General features: G+C 33.3%; 23 protein-coding genes and 1 pseudogene. 20 read left to right on the top strand and 4 right to left on the bottom strand.

The window, feature by feature from the left end:
- Positions 1-39 precede the first annotated feature (39 nt).
- The 4 genes from rlmF (at position 40) to uvrB (ending at position 4,471) form a co-directional block, all read left to right on the top strand.
- Positions 40-990 carry a 23S rRNA (adenine(1618)-N(6))-methyltransferase RlmF gene (rlmF, locus tag JI750_RS08180; protein WP_202000150.1) on the top strand — a complete coding sequence of 317 codons (951 nt, stop codon included), beginning with the start codon at positions 40-42 and terminating at the stop codon, positions 988-990.
- Positions 991-1,071: 81 nt separating this feature from the next.
- Positions 1,072-1,308 carry a uroporphyrinogen decarboxylase gene (locus tag JI750_RS08175; RefSeq protein WP_202000147.1) on the top strand — a complete coding sequence of 79 codons (237 nt, stop codon included), beginning with the start codon at positions 1,072-1,074 and terminating at the stop codon, positions 1,306-1,308.
- 86 nt (positions 1,309-1,394) lie between these two features.
- A complete protein-coding gene (locus JI750_RS08170; protein ID WP_202000144.1) occupies positions 1,395-2,333 on the top strand; it encodes an alpha/beta fold hydrolase in 939 nt (312 codons plus the stop codon).
- Between the two features lie 146 nt (positions 2,334-2,479).
- The gene (gene uvrB / locus JI750_RS08165; protein ID WP_202000140.1) at positions 2,480-4,471 is read left to right on the top strand and encodes an excinuclease ABC subunit UvrB; all 1,992 of its coding nucleotides are present in this window, start codon (positions 2,480-2,482) and stop codon (positions 4,469-4,471) included.
- On the opposite strand, the gene JI750_RS08160 is transcribed toward uvrB, so the two are convergent.
- On the bottom strand, positions 4,468-4,869 hold the full coding sequence (locus tag JI750_RS08160) for a TerB family tellurite resistance protein (RefSeq protein WP_202000137.1): 402 nt from the start codon (positions 4,867-4,869) through the stop codon (positions 4,468-4,470). The two genes, uvrB and JI750_RS08160, sit on opposite strands and share 4 nt — an antisense overlap.
- Before the next feature lie 57 nt (positions 4,870-4,926).
- On the opposite strand from JI750_RS08160, the gene JI750_RS08155 reads away from it, so the two are divergent.
- The 4 genes from JI750_RS08155 (at position 4,927) to JI750_RS08140 (ending at position 8,345) form a co-directional block, all read left to right on the top strand.
- Entirely contained in the window at positions 4,927-5,727 is an 801-nt protein-coding gene (locus JI750_RS08155; protein WP_202000134.1) for an alpha/beta hydrolase, read from the top strand.
- Positions 5,728-5,747: 20 nt separating this feature from the next.
- Entirely contained in the window at positions 5,748-6,758 is a 1,011-nt protein-coding gene (locus JI750_RS08150; RefSeq protein WP_202000131.1) for a dipeptide epimerase, read from the top strand.
- A 1-nt stretch (position 6,759) separates the two neighbouring features.
- Complete coding sequence (locus tag JI750_RS08145) at positions 6,760-7,782, top strand: aminotransferase class I/II-fold pyridoxal phosphate-dependent enzyme (protein ID WP_202000128.1); 1,023 nt, start codon at positions 6,760-6,762, stop codon at positions 7,780-7,782.
- A gap of 95 nt (positions 7,783-7,877) precedes the next feature.
- Positions 7,878-8,345, top strand: coding sequence for a DUF1456 family protein (locus JI750_RS08140; RefSeq protein ID WP_202000124.1), 468 nt, complete (start codon positions 7,878-7,880; stop codon positions 8,343-8,345).
- Positions 8,346-8,504: 159 nt separating this feature from the next.
- Here JI750_RS08140 and JI750_RS08135 read toward each other — a convergent pair whose 3' ends face one another.
- Positions 8,505-9,212: a LytR/AlgR family response regulator transcription factor gene (locus JI750_RS08135; RefSeq protein ID WP_202000121.1), complete on the bottom strand. Its 708-nt coding sequence runs from the start codon at positions 9,210-9,212 to the stop codon at positions 8,505-8,507.
- Positions 9,213-9,215: 3 nt separating this feature from the next.
- Positions 9,216-10,256: a sensor histidine kinase gene (locus tag JI750_RS08130; RefSeq protein ID WP_202000118.1), complete on the bottom strand. Its 1,041-nt coding sequence runs from the start codon at positions 10,254-10,256 to the stop codon at positions 9,216-9,218.
- Between the two features lie 221 nt (positions 10,257-10,477).
- Here JI750_RS08130 and JI750_RS08125 point away from each other — a divergent pair, with 221 nt between their 5' ends.
- Together JI750_RS08125 and JI750_RS08120 are read left to right on the top strand one after the other, a co-directional pair.
- Positions 10,478-11,275 carry a DUF5694 domain-containing protein gene (locus tag JI750_RS08125; RefSeq protein ID WP_202000115.1) on the top strand — a complete coding sequence of 266 codons (798 nt, stop codon included), beginning with the start codon at positions 10,478-10,480 and terminating at the stop codon, positions 11,273-11,275.
- A gap of 86 nt (positions 11,276-11,361) precedes the next feature.
- On the top strand, positions 11,362-12,159 hold the full coding sequence (locus JI750_RS08120) for a DUF5694 domain-containing protein (protein ID WP_202000113.1): 798 nt from the start codon (positions 11,362-11,364) through the stop codon (positions 12,157-12,159).
- Between the two features lie 335 nt (positions 12,160-12,494).
- On the opposite strand, the gene sucC is transcribed toward JI750_RS08120, so the two are convergent.
- Positions 12,495-13,688: an ADP-forming succinate--CoA ligase subunit beta gene (gene sucC / locus JI750_RS08115; RefSeq protein WP_066035083.1), complete on the bottom strand. Its 1,194-nt coding sequence runs from the start codon at positions 13,686-13,688 to the stop codon at positions 12,495-12,497.
- A gap of 416 nt (positions 13,689-14,104) precedes the next feature.
- Between sucC and gltB the strand changes: the two genes are divergently transcribed.
- From gltB to JI750_RS08065, 10 genes and pseudogenes are all read left to right on the top strand, one after another.
- Complete coding sequence (gene gltB / locus JI750_RS08110) at positions 14,105-18,619, top strand: glutamate synthase large subunit (RefSeq protein ID WP_202000110.1); 4,515 nt, start codon at positions 14,105-14,107, stop codon at positions 18,617-18,619.
- A gap of 95 nt (positions 18,620-18,714) precedes the next feature.
- On the top strand, positions 18,715-20,169 hold the full coding sequence (locus tag JI750_RS08105) for a glutamate synthase subunit beta (protein WP_202000107.1): 1,455 nt from the start codon (positions 18,715-18,717) through the stop codon (positions 20,167-20,169).
- A gap of 603 nt (positions 20,170-20,772) precedes the next feature.
- Positions 20,773-21,999, top strand: a pseudogene (gene lysA / locus JI750_RS08100) (diaminopimelate decarboxylase); the annotation flags it as partial.
- A 246-nt stretch (positions 22,000-22,245) separates the two neighbouring features.
- Complete coding sequence (locus tag JI750_RS08095; protein WP_202000102.1) at positions 22,246-23,292, top strand: DUF262 domain-containing protein; 1,047 nt, start codon at positions 22,246-22,248, stop codon at positions 23,290-23,292.
- Between the two features lie 3 nt (positions 23,293-23,295).
- Positions 23,296-23,952, top strand: coding sequence for an MAE_28990/MAE_18760 family HEPN-like nuclease (locus tag JI750_RS08090; protein ID WP_202000099.1), 657 nt, complete (start codon positions 23,296-23,298; stop codon positions 23,950-23,952).
- A 243-nt stretch (positions 23,953-24,195) separates the two neighbouring features.
- On the top strand, positions 24,196-24,591 hold the full coding sequence (locus tag JI750_RS08085) for a helix-turn-helix domain-containing protein (protein WP_202000097.1): 396 nt from the start codon (positions 24,196-24,198) through the stop codon (positions 24,589-24,591).
- Between the two features lie 78 nt (positions 24,592-24,669).
- Entirely contained in the window at positions 24,670-24,999 is a 330-nt protein-coding gene (locus tag JI750_RS08080) for a hypothetical protein (RefSeq protein WP_202000095.1), read from the top strand.
- A gap of 41 nt (positions 25,000-25,040) precedes the next feature.
- On the top strand, positions 25,041-25,493 hold the full coding sequence (locus JI750_RS08075; protein WP_202000093.1) for a hypothetical protein: 453 nt from the start codon (positions 25,041-25,043) through the stop codon (positions 25,491-25,493).
- Between the two features lie 26 nt (positions 25,494-25,519).
- Complete coding sequence (locus JI750_RS08070) at positions 25,520-25,987, top strand: DinB family protein (RefSeq protein ID WP_202000091.1); 468 nt, start codon at positions 25,520-25,522, stop codon at positions 25,985-25,987.
- A 107-nt stretch (positions 25,988-26,094) separates the two neighbouring features.
- Positions 26,095-26,460: a hypothetical protein gene (locus JI750_RS08065; protein WP_008462110.1), complete on the top strand. Its 366-nt coding sequence runs from the start codon at positions 26,095-26,097 to the stop codon at positions 26,458-26,460.
- The last annotated feature ends 190 nt before the right edge of the window (positions 26,461-26,650 follow it).

The raw sequence follows: 26,650 nt of genomic DNA, 5'->3' as shown, positions 1-26,650 counted from the left end.
AAAAAGGAATAACTATCTTTGCAACCGAAATCAATGAAAATGAAAACAGAAAGCAATTCCCAAAAAGACAATTTACATCCAAGAAATCTTCATCGTTCCCGATATGATTTTGAGCTTCTCATTTCAAATTGCCCAGAATTAAAAGCTTTTATTTCCATTAATAAACACGGAATTGAAACCATTGATTTTAGTAATCCGCTTGCTGTAAAAACTTTAAATAAAGCTTTACTTCAAACCTATTACAATATTCAAAACTGGGATATTCCTAAAAACTATCTTTGCCCGCCAATTCCAGGACGTGCCGATTATATTCATTACATAGCTGATTTATTGGCTGAAAGTAACAATAATCAAATTCCAAAAACCAGTACAGTTTTAGGATTAGATATCGGAACAGGCTCAAATTTAATCTATCCGATATTAGGGAATTCGATTTACAACTGGAGCTTCGTAGGAACAGATATTGACCAAAAATCAATTGAAAATTGTGCGAAAGTTATTGAAGCCAATCCAGAATTAATCGATTCTATCAGTTTACAACAGCAAACAGAACTAAGATTTATTTTTAAAAACATTATCACGCCCGAAGATCGTTTTACATTCACGATGTGTAATCCACCTTTTCATGCATCTGCAGAAGAAGCAAATAAAAGCACTTCTAGAAAAGTTTCTAATTTAAATCCGAAAGAGAAAAGAAATGCAAATCCAGTTTTAAACTTTGGCGGACAAAATGCAGAATTATGGTGTAACGGCGGCGAAATCGGATTCATCACACAAATGATATACGAAAGTGCTAAATATCCATCGCAAGTTTTGTGGTTTACAACTTTAGTTTCTAAAAAAGAAAACTTGGTATCGATTTACAAAATCCTGAAAAAAGTAAACGCCGTTTCTGTCAAAACAATCGAAATGTCTCAAGGGCAAAAAAACAGCAGAATTATAGCTTGGAGTTTTATTGAAAACTCAAATTCTCAGAAACATTTCTTTTAACACATTCATTTCCAATACCAAAATCTTGATTTTATAATTTACTTTAAGTACATTTATTGTAAACTATTTAAAATCAAGATTATGGCAGAATACATTGGTTATCTCGCATCTGTTTTTATTGTTGGAGGATTTTTGCTAAAAAACCTTCGAGCAATACGATTCATTAATATGTTTGGCTGTATCTGCTTTGTCATTTATGGCATCTTTTTAAACAATTACAGAGATTTCAATCAATGGCTTTGGCCGGTAATTATTCCGAATGCTATTTTAGCGTTTGTTCAGATTTATTATCTGACTTCCAAAAACGACAAATCTTAAAATTATGATATTTTAAAATAAAATTCTGATACGTCTTTCACCTACTCTACTCGTAACTTTAAGCTGAAAAATTGAATTTTATTGCCATGTTAAAACTATATTCCCGATTAGTTATTGTACTTCTTTTAGTGACAAGTTGTGCTTCAAAAAAAACAAAATTTGAAGACTACGTTTTTAAAACCAAAAGTGAAGAAGTAGATTACCAAACTGCTTATGATAAAGCTCTGAAACTTTGGAACATTCCTTACACTGAAGAAGATGTAAAAACAAGTTACGGAACAGCACATGTTGTAATGGCTGGGCCAAAAAACGGAAAAGATCTGGTTTTACTTCACGGAATGGATGCCAGTTCTACCATGTGGTATCCTAACATTCAAGCTTTCGCTAAAAATCATCGTATTTACGCCATTGATTTTATAATGGAACCCAATAAGTCCAACTTAACTGCAAAACCACTTTCATCAGATGATATTGTTGCTTTTTACAACGAAGTTTTTGCTTACTATAAATTAAAGAAATTCGATATTATTGGAGCTTCTCGAGGGGGTTGGATTGCGACATTATTAGCGATTCAAAAACCAAATTCTATAGATAAAATTGTTTTATTGAGTCCCGCGCAAACTTTCAAATTCTTGGATAAACCCAGAAAAACGACTTCAGCGTTAATGCTGAAACTTTTTCCAAGTGAAAAGAAATTCAGTAAAACATTAAACACTTTTTCAACTCATCCAGAAAACATAAGCCGTATTTACAAAAGGCAATTTTATTTGGCCAATAAATATGCAAAATCAAATTCCAGCATGCTTAAAATGATGCCCTTTTCAGACAAAGAATTAGAATCTATTCAAAATCCTGTTTTAGTTTTAATTGGTGATAAAGACGTCATCAATTCGGAAGAAAGTCTAGAAAGGGCGCAAAAACATCTAAAAAACAGTAAAACCAAAGTTATACAAGATGCTGGGCATTTTCTAACTATCGATCAGCCAAAAATTGTAAATGATGCGGTAATTGATTTTTTAGATTAAGAGTTTTTTTTCACAAAAATGCGCTTTGCATTTACATTGGTTCCATAAACAAAATAGTGCAAATTAGTACAATTCGGAACAGACTTTAAACTACTTACTTATACAAACTTCGTATCTTTACAAAACCAAATTTTCAGTATACGCAAATGAAATTTCAAGTTTCCTCAGAATATAGTCCAAAAGGAGATCAGCCTCAAGCCATTCAAAAATTGGCACAAGGAGTGGTTGATGGAGATAAATATCAAACTTTGTTGGGAGTTACAGGTTCGGGAAAAACTTTTACCGTTGCCAATGTAATTCAAGAAGTGCAAAGACCAACTTTGGTTCTGGCGCACAATAAAACTTTGGCAGCTCAATTGTATTCAGAATTCAAGCAGTTTTTTCCAAACAATGCTGTTGAATATTTCGTTTCGTATTACGACTATTATCAGCCAGAAGCTTTTATGCCTGTGACTGGGGTTTTCATTGAAAAAGATTTATCTATCAATGAAGAATTGGAAAAAATGCGTTTAAGCACTACTTCTTCTCTACTTTCTGGACGCCGAGATGTTTTGGTCGTGGCATCAGTTTCTTGTTTGTATGGTATTGGAAACCCTGTTGAATTTCAGAAAAACGTAATTGAAATAAAACGAGATCAAGTTATTTCACGAACTAAATTATTACACAGTTTAGTACAGAGTTTATATGCAAGAACAGAAGCCGATTTTAACCCAGGAACTTTTAGAATTAAAGGAGATACGGTTGAAGTTTATCCTAGTTATGCTGATGATGCGTATCGAATTCATTTCTTTGGAGATGAAATCGAAGAGATCGAATCATTTGATGCTAAAACTTCTCAAGTTATAGAGAAATTTCAAAGACTAACTATTTATCCTGCCAACATGTTTGTGACTTCTCCAGAAGTTTTACAAGGTGCGATTTGGCAGATTCAACAGGATTTGGTGAAACAGGTTGACTATTTTAAAGAAATAGGAAAACATCTGGAAGCCAAACGTCTGGAAGAAAGAACCAATTTTGATCTAGAAATGATTCGTGAATTAGGATATTGTTCTGGAATTGAAAATTACTCAAGATATCTCGACGGACGTGAAGCTGGAACAAGACCTTTCTGTCTCTTAGATTATTTTCCAAGCGATTATTTAATGGTTGTAGACGAAAGTCACGTAACCGTTTCACAAGTTCATGCTATGTATGGAGGTGACAGAAGCCGTAAAGAAAACTTGGTTGAATATGGTTTTAGATTACCTGCTGCAATGGACAACCGTCCATTAAAATTCGAAGAATTCGAAGCATTACAAAATCAGGTGATTTACGTTTCAGCAACTCCTGCCGATTACGAACTGCAAAAATCTGACGGAATTTATGTAGAACAAATTATTCGTCCAACTGGATTATTAGATCCAGAAATCGAAGTTCGTCCAAGTTTAAATCAGATTGATGATTTAATTGAAGAAATTCAGGTTCGATGTGAATTGGACGAAAGAGTTTTGGTTACTACTTTAACTAAAAGAATGGCTGAAGAATTAGCGAAATATTTAACCAAAGTAAGCATCAGATGCCGTTACATCCATTCTGAAGTAGACACTTTAGAACGTATCGAAATCATGCAAGATTTACGAAAAGGTATTTTTGATGTTCTAATTGGAGTAAACTTACTTCGTGAAGGTTTGGATTTACCAGAAGTTTCGCTTGTTGCCATTTTAGATGCTGACAAAGAGGGGTTCTTGAGAAATCATAGATCTTTAACACAAACTATTGGCCGTGCAGCGAGAAACTTAAATGGTAAAGCAATTATGTATGCTGATAAAATCACGGCGAGTATGCAACGAACAATTGACGAAACCAATTATAGGAGAACGAAACAGATTAATTTCAACGTAGAAAATAATATAACCCCTCAAGCATTAAACAAAAAAATCGAAAGCGCGTTTACCAAAAATCCATTGGTTGAATACGAATTAGGTCATCCGATTCCTGTTGCTGCTGAGCCAGAAACAGCTTATTTATCTAAAACAGAATTAGAAAAAATGATTCGCGAAAAGCGCAAAACAATGGAAAAAGCTGCCAAAGAATTAGATTTCTTGCAAGCTGCCAAACTTCGTGACGAAATTAAAAAACTACAGGAACAGCTGGCTTAATTGTGCTGTTCCTGAAAAATTTCTAATAAAACTATTGGATTGATTACCGTATTTGGTGCTTTTTTCATCATTTCTAAAACTCGTTTTACCGCAGAAAGATTCAATCCCATCTGAATAGCAATTTGCTGAATGGCTTGAAACTCTCTTTCATGCAAAACCCCATCGCAATGCATTAACAAAGCCAATCTATAAAACTGATTGATGCGCTGAATCTCAGATGGAATTGGCAATGATTTTGTTTCCTGATGAAATAAATCCTGAAATTCTTCATCATTTATATTCAACTCAAAAGCTACAAGTCTTAAAAATTCTAGTTCGCGTTTGTGCAAATGTCCGTCTACAGTGGCGAGGGTAATCATTTCTAAAAGTAAACTTCTTTTTTCTGCTTCTGTATTCATCAATTTATTATTTTTAGCTAAAATATTGCTTTTAAATAAAAATACAAAACACGGATAATGAAGAGGATTTTCTTGGCGATTTTACTTCTGTTTACTCTTATTGGCAAAGCACAAAGCACTGCTTCAAAAAATGTATCAACCTTTACAATTGAGGCGCCTCAACTGAATACTTCAAAAAAAATCTGGATTTATCTTCCAGAAAATTATTCCAAAGACATTCAAAAAAAATACAGCGTTATTTACATGCACGACGCTCAAAACCTATTTGATGCTAAAACATCTTATTCTGGCGAATGGAATGTAGACGAAAAACTGGACAGCTTAAAAGCTCCTGTAATTGTTGTCGGAATCGAACATGGAAATGAAAAACGCATTGATGAACTGACGCCTTTTAAAAATGAAAAATATGGTGGCGGAAATGCCGATGATTATTTAGAATTCATTGTAAAAACATTAAAACCACATATTGATAAAAATTACAGAACCAAGACAAAAGCTAAAAATACTATTCTTTTTGGAAGTTCTCTTGGCGGTTTGGTTTCTTATTATGGAGCATTAAAATATCCTGAGGTTTTTGGAAAAGCAGGTGTTTTTTCGCCTTCGTTCTGGTTTTCACCTGAGATTTATACTTTCACTGAAAAGCAATCCAAAATCAAAACCAAAATCTATTTTCTTTGCGGAGATAAAGAAAGTGACGATATGGTAAACGATTTGACCAAAATGAAACGTTTACTTGATACCAAACGCTGTTATTGTCTTCATCTTGATAAAATTAAAATTGTGAAAGGCGGAGAGCATAATGAGAAACTTTGGAAAGATCATTTTACAGAAGCAATATTGTGGCTAGGTTATAAATAGAAAAAAATAAAAACATCGCAATGAAACTAATTTTAAGAGAATACAATCTCAAACTAAAACACACTTTTACCATTTCGAGAGAATCTATAGATTTTCAGCCTTCATTAATTGTTGAATTGCAAAGCGATGGTTTTTCGGGTTTTGGAGAAGCTACTTCAAACCCATATTACAATACAACTGTACCAATGATGATGCAGGATTTGGAGAAAATCAGAAGCATTATTGAAAATACTGAGAATGAAACTCCAGAAGTATTTTGGGCAAAAATTCATCCGTATTTAAAAGACGATATGTTTGCTTTATGCGCTTTGGATTTGGCTTACAATGATTTGTATGCCCGTAAAAAAGGCAAAAAATTATACGAATTATGGAACTACACCACCGAAAGAAATCCGATGACAGATTATACTATTGGAATTGCTTCTATCGAAAAAATGGTTTCTAAAATGCAGGAACTTCCGTGGCCGATTTATAAAATTAAGCTGGGAACTAAAGAAGATATCGAAATTGTAAAAGCACTTAGAAAACATACCAACGCTGTTTTTAGAATTGATGCCAACTGTGGCTGGGGTGTTGAGGAAACAATAAACAACGCTGTTGAATTAAAAAAACTAGGCGTTGAATTCTTAGAACAGCCAATGAAAGCCGATAATTGGGAAGGTCATAAAGAGGTTTTCAAACATTCTGTTCTGCCTGTCATTGCAGACGAAAGCTGTATTATTGAAGAAGATGTTGCAAAATGCCACAATCATTTTCATGGTGTAAATGTTAAACTGGTAAAATGCGGTGGTTTAACTCCCGGAAAACGCATGATTGAAGAAGCTAAAAAATTAGGATTAAGAACAATGGTAGGCTGTATGACTGAATCTACAGTTGGGATTTCTGCTATTGCGCATTTGCTTCCGCAATTGGATTATGTAGATATGGACGGTGCACTTCTTTTGGCAGAAGATATTGCTACAGGCGTTACTATAAAAGACGGTGTTGTAAGTTATTCTGATTTAAACGGAACGGGAGTTACACTTTTATAAAATGAAAGTCGAAAAATTTCCAGATCGAGTTATTGAAATTGACCAAAAACAGTATTTGTATTTTGGTGGAACTGCGTATTTGGGACTTCCAACTAATACAAAATTTCAGGAATTAGTAATTCAAAATATCTTGAATTGGGGAACCACATATGGAAGCTCTAGAACGGCAAATATTCAGTTATCGGCTTATGATACAGGTGAAAGCTTTTTATCTTCTCATATTGGTTCAGAAAAGGCTGTTACGGTTTCTTCGGGAATGCTGGCTGGAAAACTGGTTATTGATTTAATGAAAAAGCAAACTGATTGTTTTTTTCATTTAAATGATACGCATAACGCTATCCAAACCGAAAATAGTTTTCCTATATTCATAAATGGAAAATTAGACGATAGGCTGTTAGATTCAAAATCTGAAAAAATAACGATTCTAACTGATGGTGTTCCTTCTTTTGAAACAAAACCTACCGATTTATCATTTTTACAAAAAATTTCAAAAAGCAAAGAAATTACTTTAGTAATCGATGAATCACATTCGCTAGGAATTGTAAACGAAAATGGTTCTGGAATTTATGCTTCGATTGAATTTCCGGTTAAAAGAAAAATCATGGTTTCGTCTCTAGGAAAAGCTTTCGGATTAACAGGTGGAGTGATTGCATCTGATTCTGAATTTATAAATCAAATCAAAGAATTGGAAACTTTTACTAGCGCGGCAGGAATGAATCCTGCTTTTGTACAAACGTTTTATGATGCTAAAGAAATTTATAAAATACAGCATCAAAAACTGAACGATAATCTGAGTTATATAGATTCAATTCTAATCAAAAACGACAGTATTCTATTTGATAAAAACTATCCTTTAATTTATCTTTTATCGGATGATTTGGTAGAAAAACTAAAACAAGAAAAGATCATTATTGCCAGTTTCAGATACACTAAAGAAGCAGAACCATTAAATCGAATTGTCATTACAGCCAATCATCTCAAAGATGATTTAGATAAACTTGTAAGCGTTTTAAATAAAAAATAACCACTAATTCACGAATTATTTTTGATAATCTTTGAGAATAAAAATTCGTGAATTCGTGGCTAAAAAATAAACCTTACCTTTGTAAAAAATAAACGATGACAAATAACGATATACTTAAAAAACTTCGCGTGGCTTTGATGCTCCGTGATGACCAAATAGTTGAAATTTTAGATTTAGTAGATTTTAGAATTTCAAAATCAGAATTGGGCGCTTTTTTTAGAGCAGAAGATCATCCAAATTATATGGAATGTGGCGATCAGGTTTTACGTAATTTCTTAAACGGATTGGTTATTCATTTAAGAGGAACGAAAGAAAACCCTAAGAACCCAAATGAAGTTTTAGCAAAACATAAATCAGAAATTCCGAAGAAAGAAACTTCTAAAGAAAGACCTGAATTTAAAGCAACACCAAAAGATTCAGAAAAATACAGAGGCGATAAAAGTCCGTCAAAGTCAGGCTCATCAGCTGGAAAACCTAAAAAGAAATCATTCCCAAAAGGAAATGGAAAACCAGTTGTTGTAGAAAAAGTGGTTTTCAAAAACGGCAATAAGAAAAAATCATAATTGAGTGATTTAACCGCAAAGAACGCAAGTTTTTTTTACTTAAAAGACTAAATACAAACGCAAAGTTCGCAAAGCTATATGGATAAAGCTTTGCGAACTTTGCGTTTGTATTCACAATACTTGGTCAAAAATCCTTGCGTGCTTTGCGGTTAAAAAGCATTAAATTTTATTCTCCTCTATTTTATCAAAAAAGGCATCTTTAAAAGTCGCTCCAATCGGCAGTTCTTTTCCATTTATAAAAACAGAAAAATTATCTGTTGATTCGATATGTTTCAAAGAAACAATATACGATTTATGAGTTTGTATAAACTCCTTTTCCGGTAACGATTCAATTACATTTTTCAAAGACGAATGCGTTATAATCTGCTGTTTTGAAGTATGAATGCAAACATAATTCTGAAGACTTTCTACATACAAAATATCAGTCAAAAACACTTTCTGAAATTTATTCTTCCCGTCTGTTTTAACAAAAAGAAAATCAGTCAGACTGCTCTGATTTGAAATTTCTATTTTAGGTTCTGAATTCAATTTTGAAACAGCCTGATAGAAACGTTCAAAAGAAATCGGTTTCAGCAAATAATCGACTGCATTCAGCTCAAATCCTTCTAAAGCAAAATCAGGATAAGCTGTTGTAAAAATGACTTTTATATCTTTAGAAATAATTTTAGAAATCTGTAAACCTGTTAATTGAGGCATTTGAATATCTAGAAAAATAACATCTACAGATTCTTTATTTAGAAATTCTAATGCTTTTAACGAATCATTAAAAACGCCAACTTTCTCCAGAAAATTTACTTTTCCGATATAATTTTCCAATATTCGAGTTGCAGGCGGTTCATCGTCTACAATTATGCATTTAAAAGCCATAAATTATTTCTTTAGCGGTATTTTTAAGTAAGTTTTAAAGGTATTATTTTCTTCTGTTTTTTCCAGAATAAATTGCCCTTTATAAGTGTATTCCAATCTTTTTGTCAAGTTATCAAAACCAATTCCCGTTGAAGAATAATTTTCTCCTTCAATGAAATAATTGAAAGTTGAAATTTCTAGAAAATCGTCTTTTATTTGAATTGAAATAATGGCTTTTTCTTTCTCATTATTAAATTTTCCATGTTTGAAAACATTTTCAACAAAGTGAATCAAAGCCGACGAAATGATTTTTTCGTTTGAATAATTCCCTTCCACTTTAAAATCTAAAAACAACTGATCTTCAAACCTTTTCTTTTGCAAATGAATATAGTTTTGAATGAATTGAATTTCTTTAGAAAGTATCGCTTCATCTTTGTCTGTTTCTGTAATTACATATCGAAGCAAATCGGAAAGTACCAAAATATCATCGGCCATTTCATCTTCTTTTATAACCAACTGACTATAAAAAGAATTTAGTGTATTAAACAAAAAATGCGGACTAACTTGTGCTTTCAGCATTTGAAATTCGGCTTTTTTATTTTCCAAAAGCAATTCCTGATTTTGATGTTGTGTAGTATGATACTGCCAAAACAAAAAAGTCAATGCACTTAAAAGTACAGCTGGCAATCCGAAGAAAAAATTGTCTTTTATGTAATAGGTTATTTCTCTGGCTTCTTCATAGTAATTGTGCATTCCAGTAATATTAAACATGACAACTTCCTGCAAAAAATAGCGAACGGCCGCAAAAAGCAATAGCGAAACTGGAATTGTCAGAATATAAAAAAACAATTTCTTCCTGTTTAAAAACCATTCACAGAAGTAATAAAAATTGAGAATGTAAATACAAAATATTGCTAACAAATGAGTTGGTGTAATTCCATAACATATTGCTTTGATTACAATTTCTATTTTTTCATCATTAAGTCCAATATCCCAGAAAATGTACGTTAGAAATAACAGAAGGAAAAAGACAATGTGATAGTAAAAAGGGATTCTTGCTTTCATAGTTTTATGGTAATTAGCTCAAAAATACAATTAACCCTTTAATTGAAAATGACATTTATTTAAAACATGTTTTTTTAGGGATGAACTATCAAAAACTTTACATGAAATTATTACACTGCAAATTTCATGTGTTTATAAAATGAAATCCTATGTTCATCAAAAACAAAAAATAGAGGTCAAAAGACGGAATACATTTGTCATGAATTTAAAAACAAAACGTCATGCACAAAATCATTTTATTACTAGCAATTATTACATTAAACTTAACTTCTGCTCAAACTAAGAAAAAACAAATTTTATTAATTGGAACTTTTCATTATGCAAATCCAGGTCATGATGTTGCCAAAATAAAGACCTTTAATGTGATGTCTGAGAAAAGCCAAAAAGAGCTCGAAATTATGAGTGACAAAATCAAGAAATTTGGTCCAGACAAAATATTTGTAGAATGGAAATTTAGCAAACAAGCCGACTTAGATAAGTACTATAATAAAAACACCGACAGCTTACTTAAAAAAGATTTAAATGAAATTACTCAATTAGCATTACGTACTGCTAAAAAACTGAATCACAAAAAGATGTACGGAATTGATTATCGCACTCGTTTTCCTTATGATAGTTTGATGATGTCAATGGAAAAAGCAAATCAGAAGGATTTAATGAAAAAAAATACGGAGTCAACAGAAAGGTTTGTCAAAGATAATAACGAAAGAATGGCTAAAAGCTCTTTAACAGATCTTATGCTTTACTACAATGAAAAAGCCTCTAATGAAGATAATATTCAATGGTATTTAGAAGTAGCCAACAGAACAGGAAATCCAGACGATTTTACAGGAGCTTCTTTAGTTTCAAATTGGTACAAAAGAAACCTATATATGTATTCTTTGGTTCAAAAATTAACCGAAAGTACTGATACTAAAATAATGGTTTTACTTGGAGCCGGACACGCTGCAATGCTAAGAGAATTTCTAGCACATGACCCAGAATTTGAAATTGTAGAATTATCGACTGTATTGAAATAATTCTTTTTTAACCACATCATTAAACTTTGCGTAGACGCACTGCAATACGCTTCTACGATATACACTATCCATAAAAACGAAAAATCATGAAAAAAATCATTCTATTATTAGCCCTTATTACATTTAACATGACATCTGCTCAAACTAAGAAAAAGCAGCTATTATTGGTTGGGACATTTCATTACGCCAATCCTGGTCTTGATGTTGCTAAACTAAACAGTTTTGATATCTTGTCTGAGAAAAGCCAAAAGGAACTCGAAATAATGAGTGACAAAATCAAAAAATTTGGTCCAGATAAAATATTTGTAGAATGGGAATTTGATGAACAAGCCGATTTAGATAAGTTTTACAATAAAAACACCGACAGTCTTTTTAAAACTAACAAAAACGAAATAACGCAACTGGCACTTCGTACTGCTAAAAAACTGAATCATAAAAAATTATATGGAATGAATCTCTACACTTCTTTTCCTTATGACAGTTTACTAATGTCAATGGAAAAAGCAAACCAAAAGGATTTATTGAAAAAAAGTAATGAGACAAAAAAAAGAAATGAAAAAGATCATAATGAAAGAATAGCAAAAAGCTCGTTACAAGAACTCATGCTACATTACAATAAAAAACAAACCGAAAATAGCAATATCCAATGGTATTTGGAAGTAGCCAATAGAGCTGGAAATCCAGATGATTTTACAGGAGCTTCTTTGGTTTCAAATTGGTACAAAAGGAACTTATATATGTATTCTTTAATTCAGAAATTAACTGAAACTACAGATACTAAAATAATGATTTTAGTAGGCGCTGGTCATGCTGCATTGATTAGAGAATTTATAACACATGATCCAGAATTTGAAATTGTAGATTTGGCGACTGTTTTGAAATAGTGTTTTTTTTTAACCGCAAAGCACGCAAAGTTTTTTAGCCACAGATTACACAGATTAACACAGATTTTTTAAAATCATTTTAATTCTAATAATCTGTGGCTATATCTTTTACAAGCTGCTGAGATTTTTGTCTCCCGCAGATTTTGCAGATTCAGCAGATTTATCTTTTTCTTTATCATTAAAAATCTGCTCAATCTGCGAGAGAAAATTTTTTAAGCATATTATTTTATTGTAGAGAATCACTGCAGTGTGCCTTTACAATACGCAAACTTTACAAAAACAAAAAACCATTCCTTTCGGAATGGTTTTTCTATATAAATTGATTTCTTATTTAATTAAGAAAGAGCAGCTTTAACTTGGTCAGCAGCTTCTTGGAATTGAACTGCAGATAAGATTGGCATACCAGAGTTGTCAATTAATTCTTTTGCAATTTCAGCATTTGTTCCTTGCAAACGAACGATAATTGGCACTTTAATAGCATCACCCATGTTTTTGTAAGCATCAACAACACCTTGAGCAACACGGTCACAACGAACGATTCCTCCGAAGATGTTAATCAAGATAGCTTTTACGTTTGGATCTTTCAAGATAATTCTGAAAGCTGTTTCAACACGTTTTGCATCAGCAGTTCCTCCTACGTCAAGGAAGTTAGCAGGCTCAAAACCAGCGTATTTAATTAAATCCATAGTTGCCATTGCAAGACCAGCTCCGTTTACCATACATCCTACAGTACCGTCAAGGTCCACATAGTTAAGACCAACTTCTTTAGCTTCAACTTCGATTGGATTCTCCTCACGGATATCTCTCATTTCAGCATATTTAGGTTGTCTGTATAAAGCGTTATCATCAATGTTAACTTTAGCGTCAACAGCTAAGATTTTGTTATCAGAAGTTTTAAGAACTGGGTTGATTTCAAACATAGAAGCATCAGAACCAATGTAAGCATTGTATAATGCGTCGATGAATTTCACCATTTCTTTGAAAGCGTTTCCAGAAAGACCTAAATTGAAAGCAATTCTTCTAGCTTGGAAACCTTGTAATCCTACAGAAGGATCGATTTCTTCAGTAAAGATTAAGTGTGGAGTGTGCTCAGCAACTTCTTCGATATCCATTCCACCTTCAGTAGAATACATGATCATGTTGCGTCCAGTACCTCTATTCAATAAAACAGAAACATAAAATTCAGAAGTTTCGCTTTCACCTGGATAGTAAACATCTTCTGCAACTAATACCTTATTTACTTTTTTACCTTCAGGCGGCGTCTGAGGTGTAATCAACTGCATTCCGATGATTTGTTCTGCTAACTCTTCAACTTGTTGCAAGTTTTTTGCCAGCTTAACTCCACCACCTTTTCCACGACCACCTGCGTGAATTTGTGCTTTTATTACATGCCATCCTGTACCAGTTTCGGCAGTTAATTGTTTTGCAGCAGCTACAGCTTCAACCGCATTGTTAGCCACAATTCCGCGTTGTACGCGTACTCCGTAACTCGCTAAAATTTCTTTTCCTTGATATTCGTGTATGTTCATAATATAGAATTTGTCTGGTTCTGAATTTATTTCAGAATAAAAGTGCGACAAAAGTAACAAAATACAACTTAATAGTAAAATCTTTTTCAATTAAATAAATGTTATATATAGGTATTAGCCGTTGATAATTTTTCAAAGCAAACAAATCGTTAACGGAACAATTTGTTAATGTTAACACAATTCGCATAAAACGTTTGATATTTAACAAAAAATTCATTGATTTTATTGGCCTGCCGACGATTTTTCCTAATATATTTTAAGAGTAATTATATTTTTAGCAATTCGGGATGCTTAATATCATAATATTAATAATTAAGAATGCTTTTTCTAATATTACAGCAAAAATGTAAGCAAAAGCACTATTTCAATACATTATGTTTAACGAAATCTTTATTTTTGTAAAAAAAATATCAAGAATGAGAGTTAAAGAACAAGGGCTTTATCTGCCTGAATTTGAACACGACAATTGTGGTGCAGGATTTATTTGTAATTTGAATGGTATTAAGTCAAATGATATTATTCACAAAGCATTAGACATCTTAATTAAATTAGAACATCGTGGTGCCGTTAGTTCTGATGGAAGAACTGGTGACGGAGCCGGAATTTTATTCGACATTCCTCATGATTTTTTTAAGAAAGTTTGTGACTTTGAAATCCCAGAAGCGCGTGAGTATGCAGTAGGAATGGTTTTTTTACCAAAAAGTAAAAACCAAGTTTCTTTTTGTATTAATGCATTTGAAGCAACTATCAAAGATCAAAACTTAAAAGTTTTAGGTTGGAGAGATGTACCCGTTGACGTTGAAAATCTAGGTGAAATCGCCGCAGAAAAAGAACCAACAATTAAACAAGTTTTCGTTTCTAAAAACGGACAGGATTTAACTGAACAAGAATTTAATGCAAAACTTTTTGCAGCTAGAAAAATTGCTGAACATGCCGTAAGAGGATCTAAAACCTCAGAAAGCCACATGTTTTATTTTACTAGTTTATCGACAACTACTATAATATATAAAGGTCTATTGATGCCGGAAGACATCAGCCGTTATTATATAGATTTAAAAGATCCAGACTTGGTGACGCGTTTAGCGCTTGTACACCAACGTTTCTCTACAAATACATTCCCATCTTGGGATTTAGCTCAGCCGTTTAGATACATGTGTCATAATGGTGAGATCAATACACTTCGTGGAAACGTAAGCCGTATGCGTGCTCGTGAAGAGCTTATGCAAAGCAAAGTTTTTGGCGATGATATCAAAAAATTATTCCCAATTATCTTAGAAGGAAAATCAGATTCTGCTTCTATGGATATGGTTATTGAGCTTTTATTAATGACAGGTCGTTCGCTTCCAGAAGCAATGATGATGGTTGTTCCTGAAGCTTGGGAAAAACACCAAACCATGTCTCCTGAAAAAAGAGCTTTCTACGAGTTTAATGCTTGTATTATGGAGCCTTGGGATGGCCCTGCTTCTATTCCGTTTACAGATGGTAACGTAATTGGTGCTTTACTAGACAGAAACGGATTGCGTCCTTCTCGTTATACATTAACACACAGTGGATTCGTAATTATGTCATCTGAAATTGGTGTATTAGATATCGATCCAGAAGATGTAATTCAGCACGGACGTTTAGAGCCAGGAAAAATGTTCCTGGTTGATATGAACGAAGGTCGTATCATCGAAGACGAAGAAGTGAAGAAAGCAATAGTTACAAAACGTCCATATAAACAATGGGTTGACGAAAACTTATTGCCATTAGCTAGCGTTCCTTATACAAACAACCCTACTCCTGTTGAAAAATTAGATTTCTTAACAAGACAACGTTTGTTTGGTTACACTATTGAAGATTTAAAAACAATCATCAACCCAATGGGTAGCGACGGAGCTGAAGCAATCAGTTCTATGGGTAACGATACACCTTTGGCAGTTCTTTCAGATCAGCCTCAGTTGTTGTACAATTACTTCAAACAATTATTTGCTCAGGTTACAAACCCGCCTTTGGATGGTATTCGTGAAGAAATCATTACCGATATCAGTTTAGCGATTGGTGGAGATTTCAATATTTTCGAAATTGAATCGAAACAATGTAAAAAACTAAAAATTCAGAATCCAGTTATCTCTAACGAGGATTTGGATAAAATCAGAAATATCGATCACGCAGATTTCAAATCGGCTACTATTTCTACTTTATACAAAATAGAAAAAGGAGTAAACGGTTTAGAGCGTGCTCTTGAAAAATGTGTTCAGGCTACTTTTAAAGCGGTTGAAGAAGGATGCAACATCATCATCTTATCTGATAGAGGTGTGAGCGAAGAATTAGCTCCAATTCCAATGTTATTGGCTTGTTCTTACATTCACCACTCTTTGAACATTTTACAGGTTCGTTCTAAATTCGGAATCATCATCGAATCTGCTGAACCAAGAGAACCTCATCATTTCGCTTTATTGTTCGGATACGGTGCAAGTGCAATCAATCCTTATATGGTAAACGAAATCATTCACGATCAGGTTGAAAAAGGTTTCATTACAAAAGTAAAAGCGGATTACGCTGTTGTAAACTACAACAAAGCGATTGCAAAAGGAATCGTGAAAATCATGAACAAAATTGGTATCTCTACTTTACATTCATATAGAGCTGCCCAGATTTTCGAGATTTTAGGTTTAAACAAAACATTTACATCTAAATACTTCCCTTACACGCCATCAAGAATTGAAGGTATTGGTTTAATGGAAGTGGAGAAAGAAGTAAAAAAACGTTTCCAAAAAGCTTTCCCAAATTCAAAAATTGCAAACTTGCTTTCTCTTGAAATTGGAGGTATTTACAGATGGAGACGTGGTGGTGAAAAACACATGTTCAACCCAACCACTATTTCTAAATTACAACAAGCGGTTCGTTTAAACAGCCCAGAAAGCTATAAAGAATACTCTAATGCCGTTAACGAGCAAAGCTCAAACTTAATGACGATTAGAGGTTTATTTGAATTCAACAATCTTGATCCGATTTCTATTGACGAAGTAGAGCCTTGGACAGAAATTGTAAAGAAATTCAAAACAGGTGCAATGTCTTACGGATCTATTTCTAAAGAAGCACACGAGAATTTAGCAATTGCAATGAACAGAATTGGAGGAAAAAGTAACTCTGGAGAAGGTGGAGAAGATCCAAAACGTTTCCAGAAAGAAATTAACGGAGATTCTAGAAACAGTGCGATCAAACAAGTTGCGTCAGGACGTTTTGGTGTTTCGATCAACTATTTGACAAACGCTAAAGAAATCCAAATCAAAATGGCTCAGGGAGCTAAACCTGGAGAAGGTGGACAATTACCTGGAGAAAAAGTAGTGCCTTGGATTGCTGAAACTAGAAATTCTACACCTTATGTAGGTTTGATTTCGCCTCCTCCTCACCACGATATTTACTCAATTGAGGATTTATCTCAGTTGATTTACGATTTGAAAAATGCAAACCGTGAAGCTCGTATTAACGTAAAATTAGTTTCTGAAGTTGGAGTTGGAACCATCGCTGCCGGTGTTGCCAAAGCAAAAGCTGACGTAATCTTAATTTCTGGTTACGACGGAGGAACGGGAGCTGCACCATTAACATCTTTACAACACACAGGTATTCCATGGGAACTTGGTTTAGCTGAAGCACAGCAAACTTTAATCTTAAACGATTTAAGAAGCCGTGTAGTTTTAGAGTGTGACGGACAGTTAAAAACAGGTCGTGACGTTGCGATTGCAGCTTTATTAGGAGCTGAAGAATTCGGATTTGCAACGGCTCCGCTTGTAGCTTCTGGATGTATCATGATGAGAGCTTGTCACTTAAATACTTGCCCGGTTGGTATTGCAACTCAGGATCCTGAATTGAGAAAAAATTTCAAAGGAACTCCAGAGCACGTAATCAACTTCATGTATTTCATCGCTGAAGAGTTAAGAGAAATCATGGCGCAGTTAGGTTTCAGAACTTTAAAAGAAATGGTGGGTCAGTCACAAAAATTAAATGCGAACAAAGCTATCAAACATTATAAAGCAAATGGTTTAGACTTGTCCTCAATTCTATACAAACCGGAAAAAGCGAAAACAGAGCCAAATCATAATACAACTACTCAAGATCACCAACTTGAAAATGTATTGGATTTTGACATCATCAAAGAAGCGATTCCGTCGATCTATAGAAAAGAGAAAACAAGAGTAACTTTTAAAATTAAAAATACAGACCGTTCTGTAGGTGCGATTTTGAGTAACGAAATCTCAAAAATCTACGGCGCACAAGGATTACCTGATGACACTATTTTAGTTGATTTTGAAGGTTCTGCCGGACAAAGTTTTGGTGCTTTTGCAACAAACGGATTGTCATTTAAAATTCACGGAAACTGTAATGATTATTTAGGGAAAGGTCTTTCTGGAGGAAAATTAATTGTAAAAGTACCTCCTACTGCAACTTTCAAACCTGAAGACAATATCATTATTGGAAACGTTGCCCTTTACGGAGCTATTACCGGAGAGGCTTATATTAATGGAATGGCCGGAGAGCGTTTCTGTGTGAGAAATTCTGGAGCAACAGCCGTTGTTGAAGGAATTGGAGATCACGGTTGCGAGTACATGACCGGCGGTACAGTAGTAGTTTTAGGAAAAACAGGAAGAAACTTCGCAGCTGGTATGAGCGGTGGTGTAGCTTATGTTTACGATCCGAAAAAGAAATTCGATTCTACAGTTTGTAACATGGAAATGGTTGCATTCGATCCAATGGAAGAAGAAGATCTTACGAAACTAAGAAAACTGATCAAAAATCATTCATTGTACACAAGCAGTCCATTAGCAAAAAGAATTTTAGCAGACTGGGAAAACCAACAACAGCACTTCGTAAAAGTAATGCCAACTGATTACAAAAAAGCATTACAAAGAATTGCAGAAGAGAAAAAAATAGAAGAATTAATAGCTTAATTAAAAGGTTCTGAGTTACAAAGGTGCAGAGGTGCAAAGTTTTTCAACTCACCTCTCACATTTCACATCTCACAACTAAATTTAATAAAAAAGTCATGGGTAAAATAGGCGGATTTAAAGAATATAACAGAGCCGACGAAAGTAATTTAGCAGTAGCAGAACGTGTTTCAAACTACAACGAATTTACTATTCCGGTACCAAAAGATAAATTAAAAGAACAAGGATCAAGATGTATGGACTGTGGAATTCCTTTTTGCCACAGTGGTTGTCCGTTAGGAAATTTAATTCCTGACTTCAACGACATGGTACATCAGGAAGAATGGCAAAGCGCATTAGAGATTTTACAATCTACTAACAACTTCCCTGAATTTACAGGACGCTTATGCCCTGCTCCATGTGAGAAATCATGTGTTTTAGGAATCATCAAAGATCCGGTTTCTATCGAAAACATCGAGAAAAGCATCATCGAAAGAGGTTTCGCTGAAGGATGGATTAAACCACAGCCACCAAAAACAAGAACTGGAAAAACAGTTGCCGTTATTGGTTCAGGACCTGCAGGTCTTGCTGCTGCTCAACAATTAAACAGAGCGGGTCACACCGTTACTGTTTTTGAAAGAGACAACGCTATTGGAGGTTTATTACGTTACGGAATTCCGAATTTCAAATTAGAAAAAGGAATTATCGACCGTCGTGTAGTTGTTCTTGAAGCAGAAGGAATCACTTTCAAAACTAATGTAAATGTTGGAGTTAACTTCAGTGTTGAAGAATTAAACCAATTCGATTCTATCGTTTTATGCGGAGGAGCAACTGAAAGAAGAAGCTTGCCAACTAAAGGAATCGAAAGCAAAGGCGTTGTTCAAGCAATGGATTTCTTAACACAACAGACTAAAGTTTTATACGGAGAATCAATTCCAGATCAGGTAAAAGCTACTGGTAAAGATGTAATCGTTATTGGTGGTGGAGATACGGGTTCTGACTGTATTGGAACTTCAAACAGACACGGAGCAAAATCGGTTACTAACTTTGAAATTTTGCCAAAACCTCCAGTTGGAAGAAGCGAGTCAACTCCTTGGCCTTTCTGGCCGTTGCAGCTTAAAACATCTTCTTCTCACGAAGAAGGTTGCGACAGAAACTGGTTAATTAACACTAAAGAATTCATTTCTAACGATAAAGGCGAATTAACTGGATTAAAAACAGTTGAAGTACAATGGAAAATGACTCCAGGTCAACGTCCTGAATTAATCGAAAAAGAAGGTTCTGAGAAAATCTGGCCTTGCGATTTAGCTTTATTAGCTCTTGGATTTACAGGTCCTGAGAAAACATTAAGCGAGCAATTAGGAATCGAAACTGATATGAGAAGCAACTACAAAGCGCATAACTATCAGACAAACGTACCTCACATTTTCACTGCTGGTGATATGAGAAGAGGACAATCATTAATCGTGTGGGCTATTTCAGAAGGTCGCGAAGCAGCAAGAGAAGTAGATTTATTCCTTATGGGATCTACAAACTTGCCTACTAAAGGAAAAGGAGATTTACCGAGTCTATAATTTTTTTTTAAAGATTCTAAGATACTAAGGTTCTAAGATGCTAAGTTTTTCTCTTAGGCTTTAATTAATCTTATTCCGATAAACAACATAACTACTAACAAACCCTTGAATTTATATTCAGGGGTTTTGTTTTTTTTTTGTTTGCCACAGATTATTATGATTAAAAGGATTTTTTTCTTGGCCACGAATTACGCAAATTTCCACTAATTTTTCTTTTCTCTTTGATTTCTATATTCAAATGTAGCCCGTGGTTGAAACCACGGGCTATGTTTTGAGCATTTTGTGAAAAATCTAAAATTAAAAATTCGTGTAATTCGTAGCTAAACAAAAAAAAATCTGTGGAAATCATTTAAATCTGTGGCAAAAAAATAATTTAAGCATCACGTAGAAATTAGAGAAATTCGTGAATTCGTGGCTAAAAAAAACTTAGTATCTTAGCATCTCAGTCCCGATAGCTATCGGGATAGCATCTTTAAAAAGGTTATAAAATTCCAAAAACAGCAACTTTTTGTTTAAAATAAAACAATTTGTTATAATTTGTTATTTTTCTACAAATTATTTGCTGATAGATAAAAGTGTAATAACTTTGCCCAAAATGATTTAAAAATGCAAGCAAAAGATTTACTGCAGTTAGCAGACCAATTTGGAAGTCCATTGTATGTTTACGATGCTGAAAAAATCCAATCTCAGTACAACAGATTAACTAAAGCTTTCTCCAAGGTAGAAAACTTAAGAGTTAATTATGCCATGAAGGCATTGTCAAACATTGCGATTCTTCAGTTATTAAAGAACATGGGGTCTGGCTTAGACACTGTATCAATTCAGGAAGTTCAGTTAGGACTTCATGCTGGCTATGAACCCGAAAGAATTTTCTTTACACCAAACGGCGTTTCTCTAGAAGAAATTGAAGAAGTTGCCGCAATGGGTGTACAAATCAATATCGACAATTTATCTATTCTGGAGCAATTCGGAACAAAACATCCACATATTCCGGTATGTATCCGTATCAATCCACACGTAATGGCGGGCGGAAACGCTAACATTTCTGTTGGACACATTGATAGTAAATTCGGAATTTCTGTTCACCAGATTCCTCATATTTTGCGAATTGTTGAGAATACAAAAATGAGTATTGTTGGAATTCACATGCACACAGGATCTGATATTTTAGATATCGAGGTATTCTTGTATGCTGCTGAAATCTTATTTGATACAGCTAAACATTTCAAAGATTTACAATTCTTAGATTTCGGAAGCGGATTCAAAGTACCTTACAAAAAAGACGATATCGAAACAGACATCGAAGAATTAGGTAAAAAATTATCAAAAAGATTCAACGCTTTCTGTGCTGAATACGGAAGAGATTTAACGTTGATTTTCGAACCAGGAAAATTCTTGGTGAGTGAGGCAGGTCATTTCTTAGTAAAAGTAAACGTAGTAAAACAAACAACTTCAACAGTTTTCGCCGGAATCGACAGTGGTTTCAACCACTTAATCCGTCCAATGTTTTACGGATCTTCGCACCATATTGACAACATCTCAAACCCGAAAGGAAAAGAGCGTTTTTACTCTGTTGTAGGATACATTTGTGAGACCGATACTTTTGCAAACAACCGCAGAATTCCAGAAATTACAGAAGGTGACATTTTATCTTTCAGAAATGCTGGAGCATACTGTTTCTCAATGTCTTCGAACTACAACTCAAGATACAAACCAGCCGAAGTTCTTTGGATGAACGGTCAGGGAATCTTGATTCGTCAAGCTGAAACATTTGAAGATTTACTTAAAAATCAAATTCCGTTGCCACAAGAAATTGCAGCTACGGTTTAACAATAGAAAAAAAGAGAATATCATTTTAATCCCGTTTCTTAATTGAGGCGGGATTTTTTTGTTGTAAATTTTTAAAATTTCCATTATTAACTTTTTTTTAGAACTAAACAGAATAATTGAAAACCTTAAATAAATTCACAGAAATATATTTTATGTGATAACAATAATTAGTTTATTATTTTGCATTACATAATTAATTGATACTACTTTTTAACTAAATTTGGAAAATAACTAAAGTAAAAAAATATGAACCTCGATATTCAATTAAATGATCAAAAAAGAAAAGTTGATTTTAATACTTTTGATCTTTCAGTCAAAGAATTAGTGAGTATGTTCAATGATGGAATAATTGACATTGCTCCTGAATATCAAAGACAATTCCGCTGGAAAGACGATAGACAGTCAAATTTAATTGAATCTATTTTCTTAGGAATTCCGATTCCTAGTTTATTTATGGCGACTAATCCTGATAATACTTGGGAACTAATAGATGGTGTACAAAGATTAAGTTCTATAATTAGATTTTGCGGTGATCAAAGTGTAATTGATAAATTACAAAAAGCTGAGGGTGATAAAATTACAAATTTAAAATTATCGGAATTAAACAAGCTTACATCATTTAATAATAAAAAATTTTCAGACTTACCACGATCTATTCAACTTGACTTTTTACTTAAACCATTAAAAGTTATAACATTAAGCGACAAAAGTGATTTAAGTGTAAGATTTGATTTGTTTGAGAGATTAAATACTGGGGGGATTAGTTTAACTGATCAAGAAATTAGGAGTTGTATTTATAGAGGAAAATTCAATGATTTTTTAAAAACTTTGAGTAGTTATGAAAATTTCAAAAAAACTGTTATTTTAACTAATTCAATGGAAATGGATGGCACTCGAGAAGAATTTGTATTAAGATTTTTTGCTTTCCTCAATAATTATGAAAACTTTGATCATAGTGTCGTTGATTTTTTAAATGACTACATGATGCACGCTAGTAAATCAAATAATTTTAATTATTCAGACAATGAAGCGTTGTTCAAAAATGTTTTTGATGAACTTTCAAAAATTCCAAATGGAATATCTAGAAAACAAAAAACTACACCAGTAAATTTATTCGAAGCAGTTGCTGTTGGAGCGGCCTTAGCTTTTAAAGAAAATGGTTCTCTAAATTTAAATGATGTTTCTACTTGGATGATATCAGATGACTTAAGAAAATTTACTACTGGAGCAACAAATACTAAATCCAAGGTAAAAGGAAGAATTGAATTCTGTCAAGATAAATTTTCAGTATAATAAATGTTTAATGATCTTAAAACAGAATCTGCATCAAAATTAGTAGAGGTTAGGGAATTTTTAGACCTTACATCGAATCTGATACCACCAGCGCCAACACCTACTCCTAATAGCCTTTTAACTGCAAAAGGTCTATTCTATGTACATGTTTATGGTGTATTTGAATTTACAATTACATCATGTGTAAAAAAAACAATTTCTGCAATAAATATTGAGAGTACAAATGTAAATAACATTAAACCCTTATTACTCAGTTTGGCCCTTAATCCAGAATTTGATTCACTAAGTAGTACAAAAAACAGAAATTGGACACAAAGATGGAATTTGTTCGAAAAGATTAGAGATAATGTAATTGCTCAAATATCAACTGACTTGATGCCTACTGATGGTAAAAATATTAGATTTGCTCAACTTGAAAGCATCTGGAAAACATTTTGCATTAGCGCACCAATTTTGAATGCCCCTTCAATTGGTGGCAGATTAAAAGACATTGTTGACAATCGAAATGCTATTGCACATGGAAATAATACACCCGCAGAAATTGGAAGCCGAGTTTCAATCAGTGACTTATATAATAGATACAATGAAATGAGTAGCTATTGCAGTTATATTATACAAGTTTTTGAAGATTATGTAAACAATAAAGACTTTATGATATAATTTGCCACTCACTAATGCGAACGTTCCACTCCTAAACACAATCTGAGTAAATCAACAACAAAAAGACTTTTACAGGCACGAATGAGACGCTTCCACTTGAAACAGATTTCTTCTAACGTCGAAATCACAAGATTGTGGTTAATTACAACTCTATACTGAAACTTTATAGCATTAAATATTATCTCAGAAAAATCATATATTTACTCTTCAATAAAATCAAAAAAACTAAATACCTTTGAAATTATGAGCACGACATCAAAACCAAAACATATCGGCAGAAACATAAGCCGAATCAGAGAGCTTAAAGGTATGAAGCAAGAAGCGCTTGCAATTGCAATTGGTACAAATCAGCAAGCTATTTCTGGTATTGAAAACAGCGAGACTATTGACCAAGAAAAACTGGCTAAAATTGCAAAAGCACTTGGCGTTACTGTTGAAGCAATTGAAAATTTTTCAGAAGAAGCAGTTTTTAATTTTTTTAATAATTTTTACGATAATAGTTCTATTAGTGGGGCTCAGGGAATTAATAATAATTGCACTTTCAACCCACTTGATAAAGTTGTTGAGCTTTATGAACGTTTGGTTCAGGCTGAAAAAGACAAAGTGGAATATTTAGAAAAATTACTAAAAGGAAAATAAATTCCTTTTAAAATAAATTTTGCAAAAGCACAAATATCTTATGATTTTGTGCTTTTTTTGTAGACCAAAAACCAACCAATGAAAAAACTATCTCTATTTCTATTTGTTATTCTTTCATTTTCAGCCAAATTAAACGCACAAAATGCTCAGGAAATATTTCTGGAAAACCTTGGAGCTTTTGAACAATTGGCAAACGAAAATGCTTCGATTAACTTAAATATGGTGTACGAAGCCCGAAAGTTTTTAATCGATATCACCGGAATTAGTTATAAAATGGAAAAGCCGTTTGATATGCCAGTCTTTCCTCCAGATAAAACGATTAAGAAATGGAGAGCCTGGTTTGAAAAAAACAAAGATCTCTTGTATTATGATGAAAAAGAGAAAATAGTTAAAGTACAAAAAAAATAAAACCCCTATTTTTAGCCTACCAAATCAATCCCCAAAATCAAATGAAATCTACAATCCTACTATCAACACTATTACTACTATTCACAACAAATTCATTCAGCCAAACCTTAGCCGATTTAAAACTAAAACCAAAAGAAATTCCGAAAGGCGGTTATATGGTAAGCGACGGCAACGTTTGCATTACGCCACAAGCTTGTAGTTTTTATAATGATATTGAAACCTACAGCAACATTGTTGGAACTATAAAAAGTAAAGCTATTCAGAGTTTTAAAAGTAAAGCAGATCGCGGTTCTATTATGTATTTTGAATTCGATCACGCTTTTAAGGGCGATCGATTCTTGCAAGGTTTACTTTGGGGAAAAGCAGGCGAACCAACCGATGAGCATCCAGAAGAATATATTGTAAAAGGTAAATTTCTAATCATTTGGAGTTTGAAGGCCGATAGTCCACTAAAGGAAAAATCGGAAACCAAAATAGAAACGCTTTTGCCATAAAACAAACTTGAATAATGCTGCAAAATATGACCAAAACATACAGACAAGGCGCAATTGGAGCTTTACTCGATGAATACGAAAGAGCGATTTTAGATTTAAGCAAAACAATCTCTTCTTTTAATGAGACAGCAATTACTATTGCAATCAATGATGCATCAGTTCAATCGATACTATCGCATGTAGTTCGTTCTGGATATACTTATGCTTTGTATATTCAGAAATTGTTGGGAGAGCAAAATAGCATTCCAGATCTTGTATATAGAAAGACTGTTTCAGAATATCAAAATGATCTAACTGCATTTTTTATTTTTACAGAAAATGTGCTTAAAAATTTTAGCGATAATCAATTGGAAGAATGCAACAACGAGAAAAAAATAACCACTTCTTGGGGACAAGTTTATGATATTGAACAAATGATGGAACATGCAATTGTACACATCTTACGTCATAGAAGGCAAATTGAAAAATTCAAAATTGAGCTAGACACTAAATAATCAAAAAAGTTTGTTAATCTTAATCTATGAAGTTCACAGACTTCATCTGGCATTCATCATTTAGTAGTATCTTCGCGTATAAAAAAAATCATCCTAAAAATATCAAAATGAAACCGCAAGTACGAATCCTGATTTATTCTATTCTCTTCTTTTTATACCTTACTTCTACACAGCTTTTGCTTGAATTAAACGAAAAGTTTAAAGGAGATGCATTTGTAACTTTAGGAGCTGGTTTTGGTATTTTAAATCTTATTTATGCTTTTACAGCCTTAAAATGGAAACCTTTGCTTAATGTACTTTGCGCTGTCGGAATTGCAGCTTTGGCTATGTTTTTGGCTTTACAGTTTACCAACTTGCATCTGTTGGTAAATTACGATCCGTATCAGGTTAAAACTGCTATATTTGCTAATGCTGTCTTCTCAATTATTTTTTGGGAGATTGTGTATCAGGTGAAGATTAGAAAATCTAAATAATTTTTTGAAATTTTAATAAGAAAAAGCAAAGTGAAATTAAAAGCTAGAATCTTCATTTATTTGACAATGTTTATAGTGTATTTTTTTGCTGCTCCCTTTTTATTTGAACTTTCCGATAGATTAAATAGTGATTTTTTTATTACTGTAAGTTTTGGGTATATATTCTTAAATATTATTTATTCTTGTTTTG

Source organism: Flavobacterium tagetis, assembly GCF_016735615.1.
GTDB classification, from domain to species: domain Bacteria; phylum Bacteroidota; class Bacteroidia; order Flavobacteriales; family Flavobacteriaceae; genus Flavobacterium; species Flavobacterium tagetis.
The sequence above is the reverse complement of the archived record's forward strand: the minus strand, read 5'-3'. Positions and strand labels throughout refer to the sequence as shown.

Excerpts from the sequence above, each read along its gene's own strand:
- rlmF (WP_202000150.1), top strand. The coding sequence starts at position 40 with ATGAAAACAGAAAGCAATTCCCAAAAAGACAATTTACATCCAAGAAAT.
- JI750_RS08175 (WP_202000147.1), top strand. The coding sequence starts at position 1,072 with ATGGCAGAATACATTGGTTATCTCGCATCTGTTTTTATTGTTGGAGGA.
- JI750_RS08170 (WP_202000144.1), top strand. The coding sequence starts at position 1,395 with ATGTTAAAACTATATTCCCGATTAGTTATTGTACTTCTTTTAGTGACA.
- uvrB (WP_202000140.1), top strand. The coding sequence starts at position 2,480 with ATGAAATTTCAAGTTTCCTCAGAATATAGTCCAAAAGGAGATCAGCCT.
- JI750_RS08160 (WP_202000137.1), bottom strand. The coding sequence starts at position 4,869 with ATGAATACAGAAGCAGAAAAAAGAAGTTTACTTTTAGAAATGATTACC.
- JI750_RS08155 (WP_202000134.1), top strand. The coding sequence starts at position 4,927 with ATGAAGAGGATTTTCTTGGCGATTTTACTTCTGTTTACTCTTATTGGC.
- JI750_RS08150 (WP_202000131.1), top strand. The coding sequence starts at position 5,748 with ATGAAACTAATTTTAAGAGAATACAATCTCAAACTAAAACACACTTTT.
- JI750_RS08145 (WP_202000128.1), top strand. The coding sequence starts at position 6,760 with ATGAAAGTCGAAAAATTTCCAGATCGAGTTATTGAAATTGACCAAAAA.
- JI750_RS08140 (WP_202000124.1), top strand. The coding sequence starts at position 7,878 with ATGACAAATAACGATATACTTAAAAAACTTCGCGTGGCTTTGATGCTC.
- JI750_RS08135 (WP_202000121.1), bottom strand. The coding sequence starts at position 9,212 with ATGGCTTTTAAATGCATAATTGTAGACGATGAACCGCCTGCAACTCGA.
- JI750_RS08130 (WP_202000118.1), bottom strand. The coding sequence starts at position 10,256 with ATGAAAGCAAGAATCCCTTTTTACTATCACATTGTCTTTTTCCTTCTG.
- JI750_RS08125 (WP_202000115.1), top strand. The coding sequence starts at position 10,478 with ATGCACAAAATCATTTTATTACTAGCAATTATTACATTAAACTTAACT.
- JI750_RS08120 (WP_202000113.1), top strand. The coding sequence starts at position 11,362 with ATGAAAAAAATCATTCTATTATTAGCCCTTATTACATTTAACATGACA.
- sucC (WP_066035083.1), bottom strand. The coding sequence starts at position 13,688 with ATGAACATACACGAATATCAAGGAAAAGAAATTTTAGCGAGTTACGGA.
- gltB (WP_202000110.1), top strand. The coding sequence starts at position 14,105 with ATGAGAGTTAAAGAACAAGGGCTTTATCTGCCTGAATTTGAACACGAC.
- JI750_RS08105 (WP_202000107.1), top strand. The coding sequence starts at position 18,715 with ATGGGTAAAATAGGCGGATTTAAAGAATATAACAGAGCCGACGAAAGT.
- JI750_RS08095 (WP_202000102.1), top strand. The coding sequence starts at position 22,246 with ATGAACCTCGATATTCAATTAAATGATCAAAAAAGAAAAGTTGATTTT.
- JI750_RS08090 (WP_202000099.1), top strand. The coding sequence starts at position 23,296 with ATGTTTAATGATCTTAAAACAGAATCTGCATCAAAATTAGTAGAGGTT.
- JI750_RS08085 (WP_202000097.1), top strand. The coding sequence starts at position 24,196 with ATGAGCACGACATCAAAACCAAAACATATCGGCAGAAACATAAGCCGA.
- JI750_RS08080 (WP_202000095.1), top strand. The coding sequence starts at position 24,670 with ATGAAAAAACTATCTCTATTTCTATTTGTTATTCTTTCATTTTCAGCC.
- JI750_RS08075 (WP_202000093.1), top strand. The coding sequence starts at position 25,041 with ATGAAATCTACAATCCTACTATCAACACTATTACTACTATTCACAACA.
- JI750_RS08070 (WP_202000091.1), top strand. The coding sequence starts at position 25,520 with ATGACCAAAACATACAGACAAGGCGCAATTGGAGCTTTACTCGATGAA.
- JI750_RS08065 (WP_008462110.1), top strand. The coding sequence starts at position 26,095 with ATGAAACCGCAAGTACGAATCCTGATTTATTCTATTCTCTTCTTTTTA.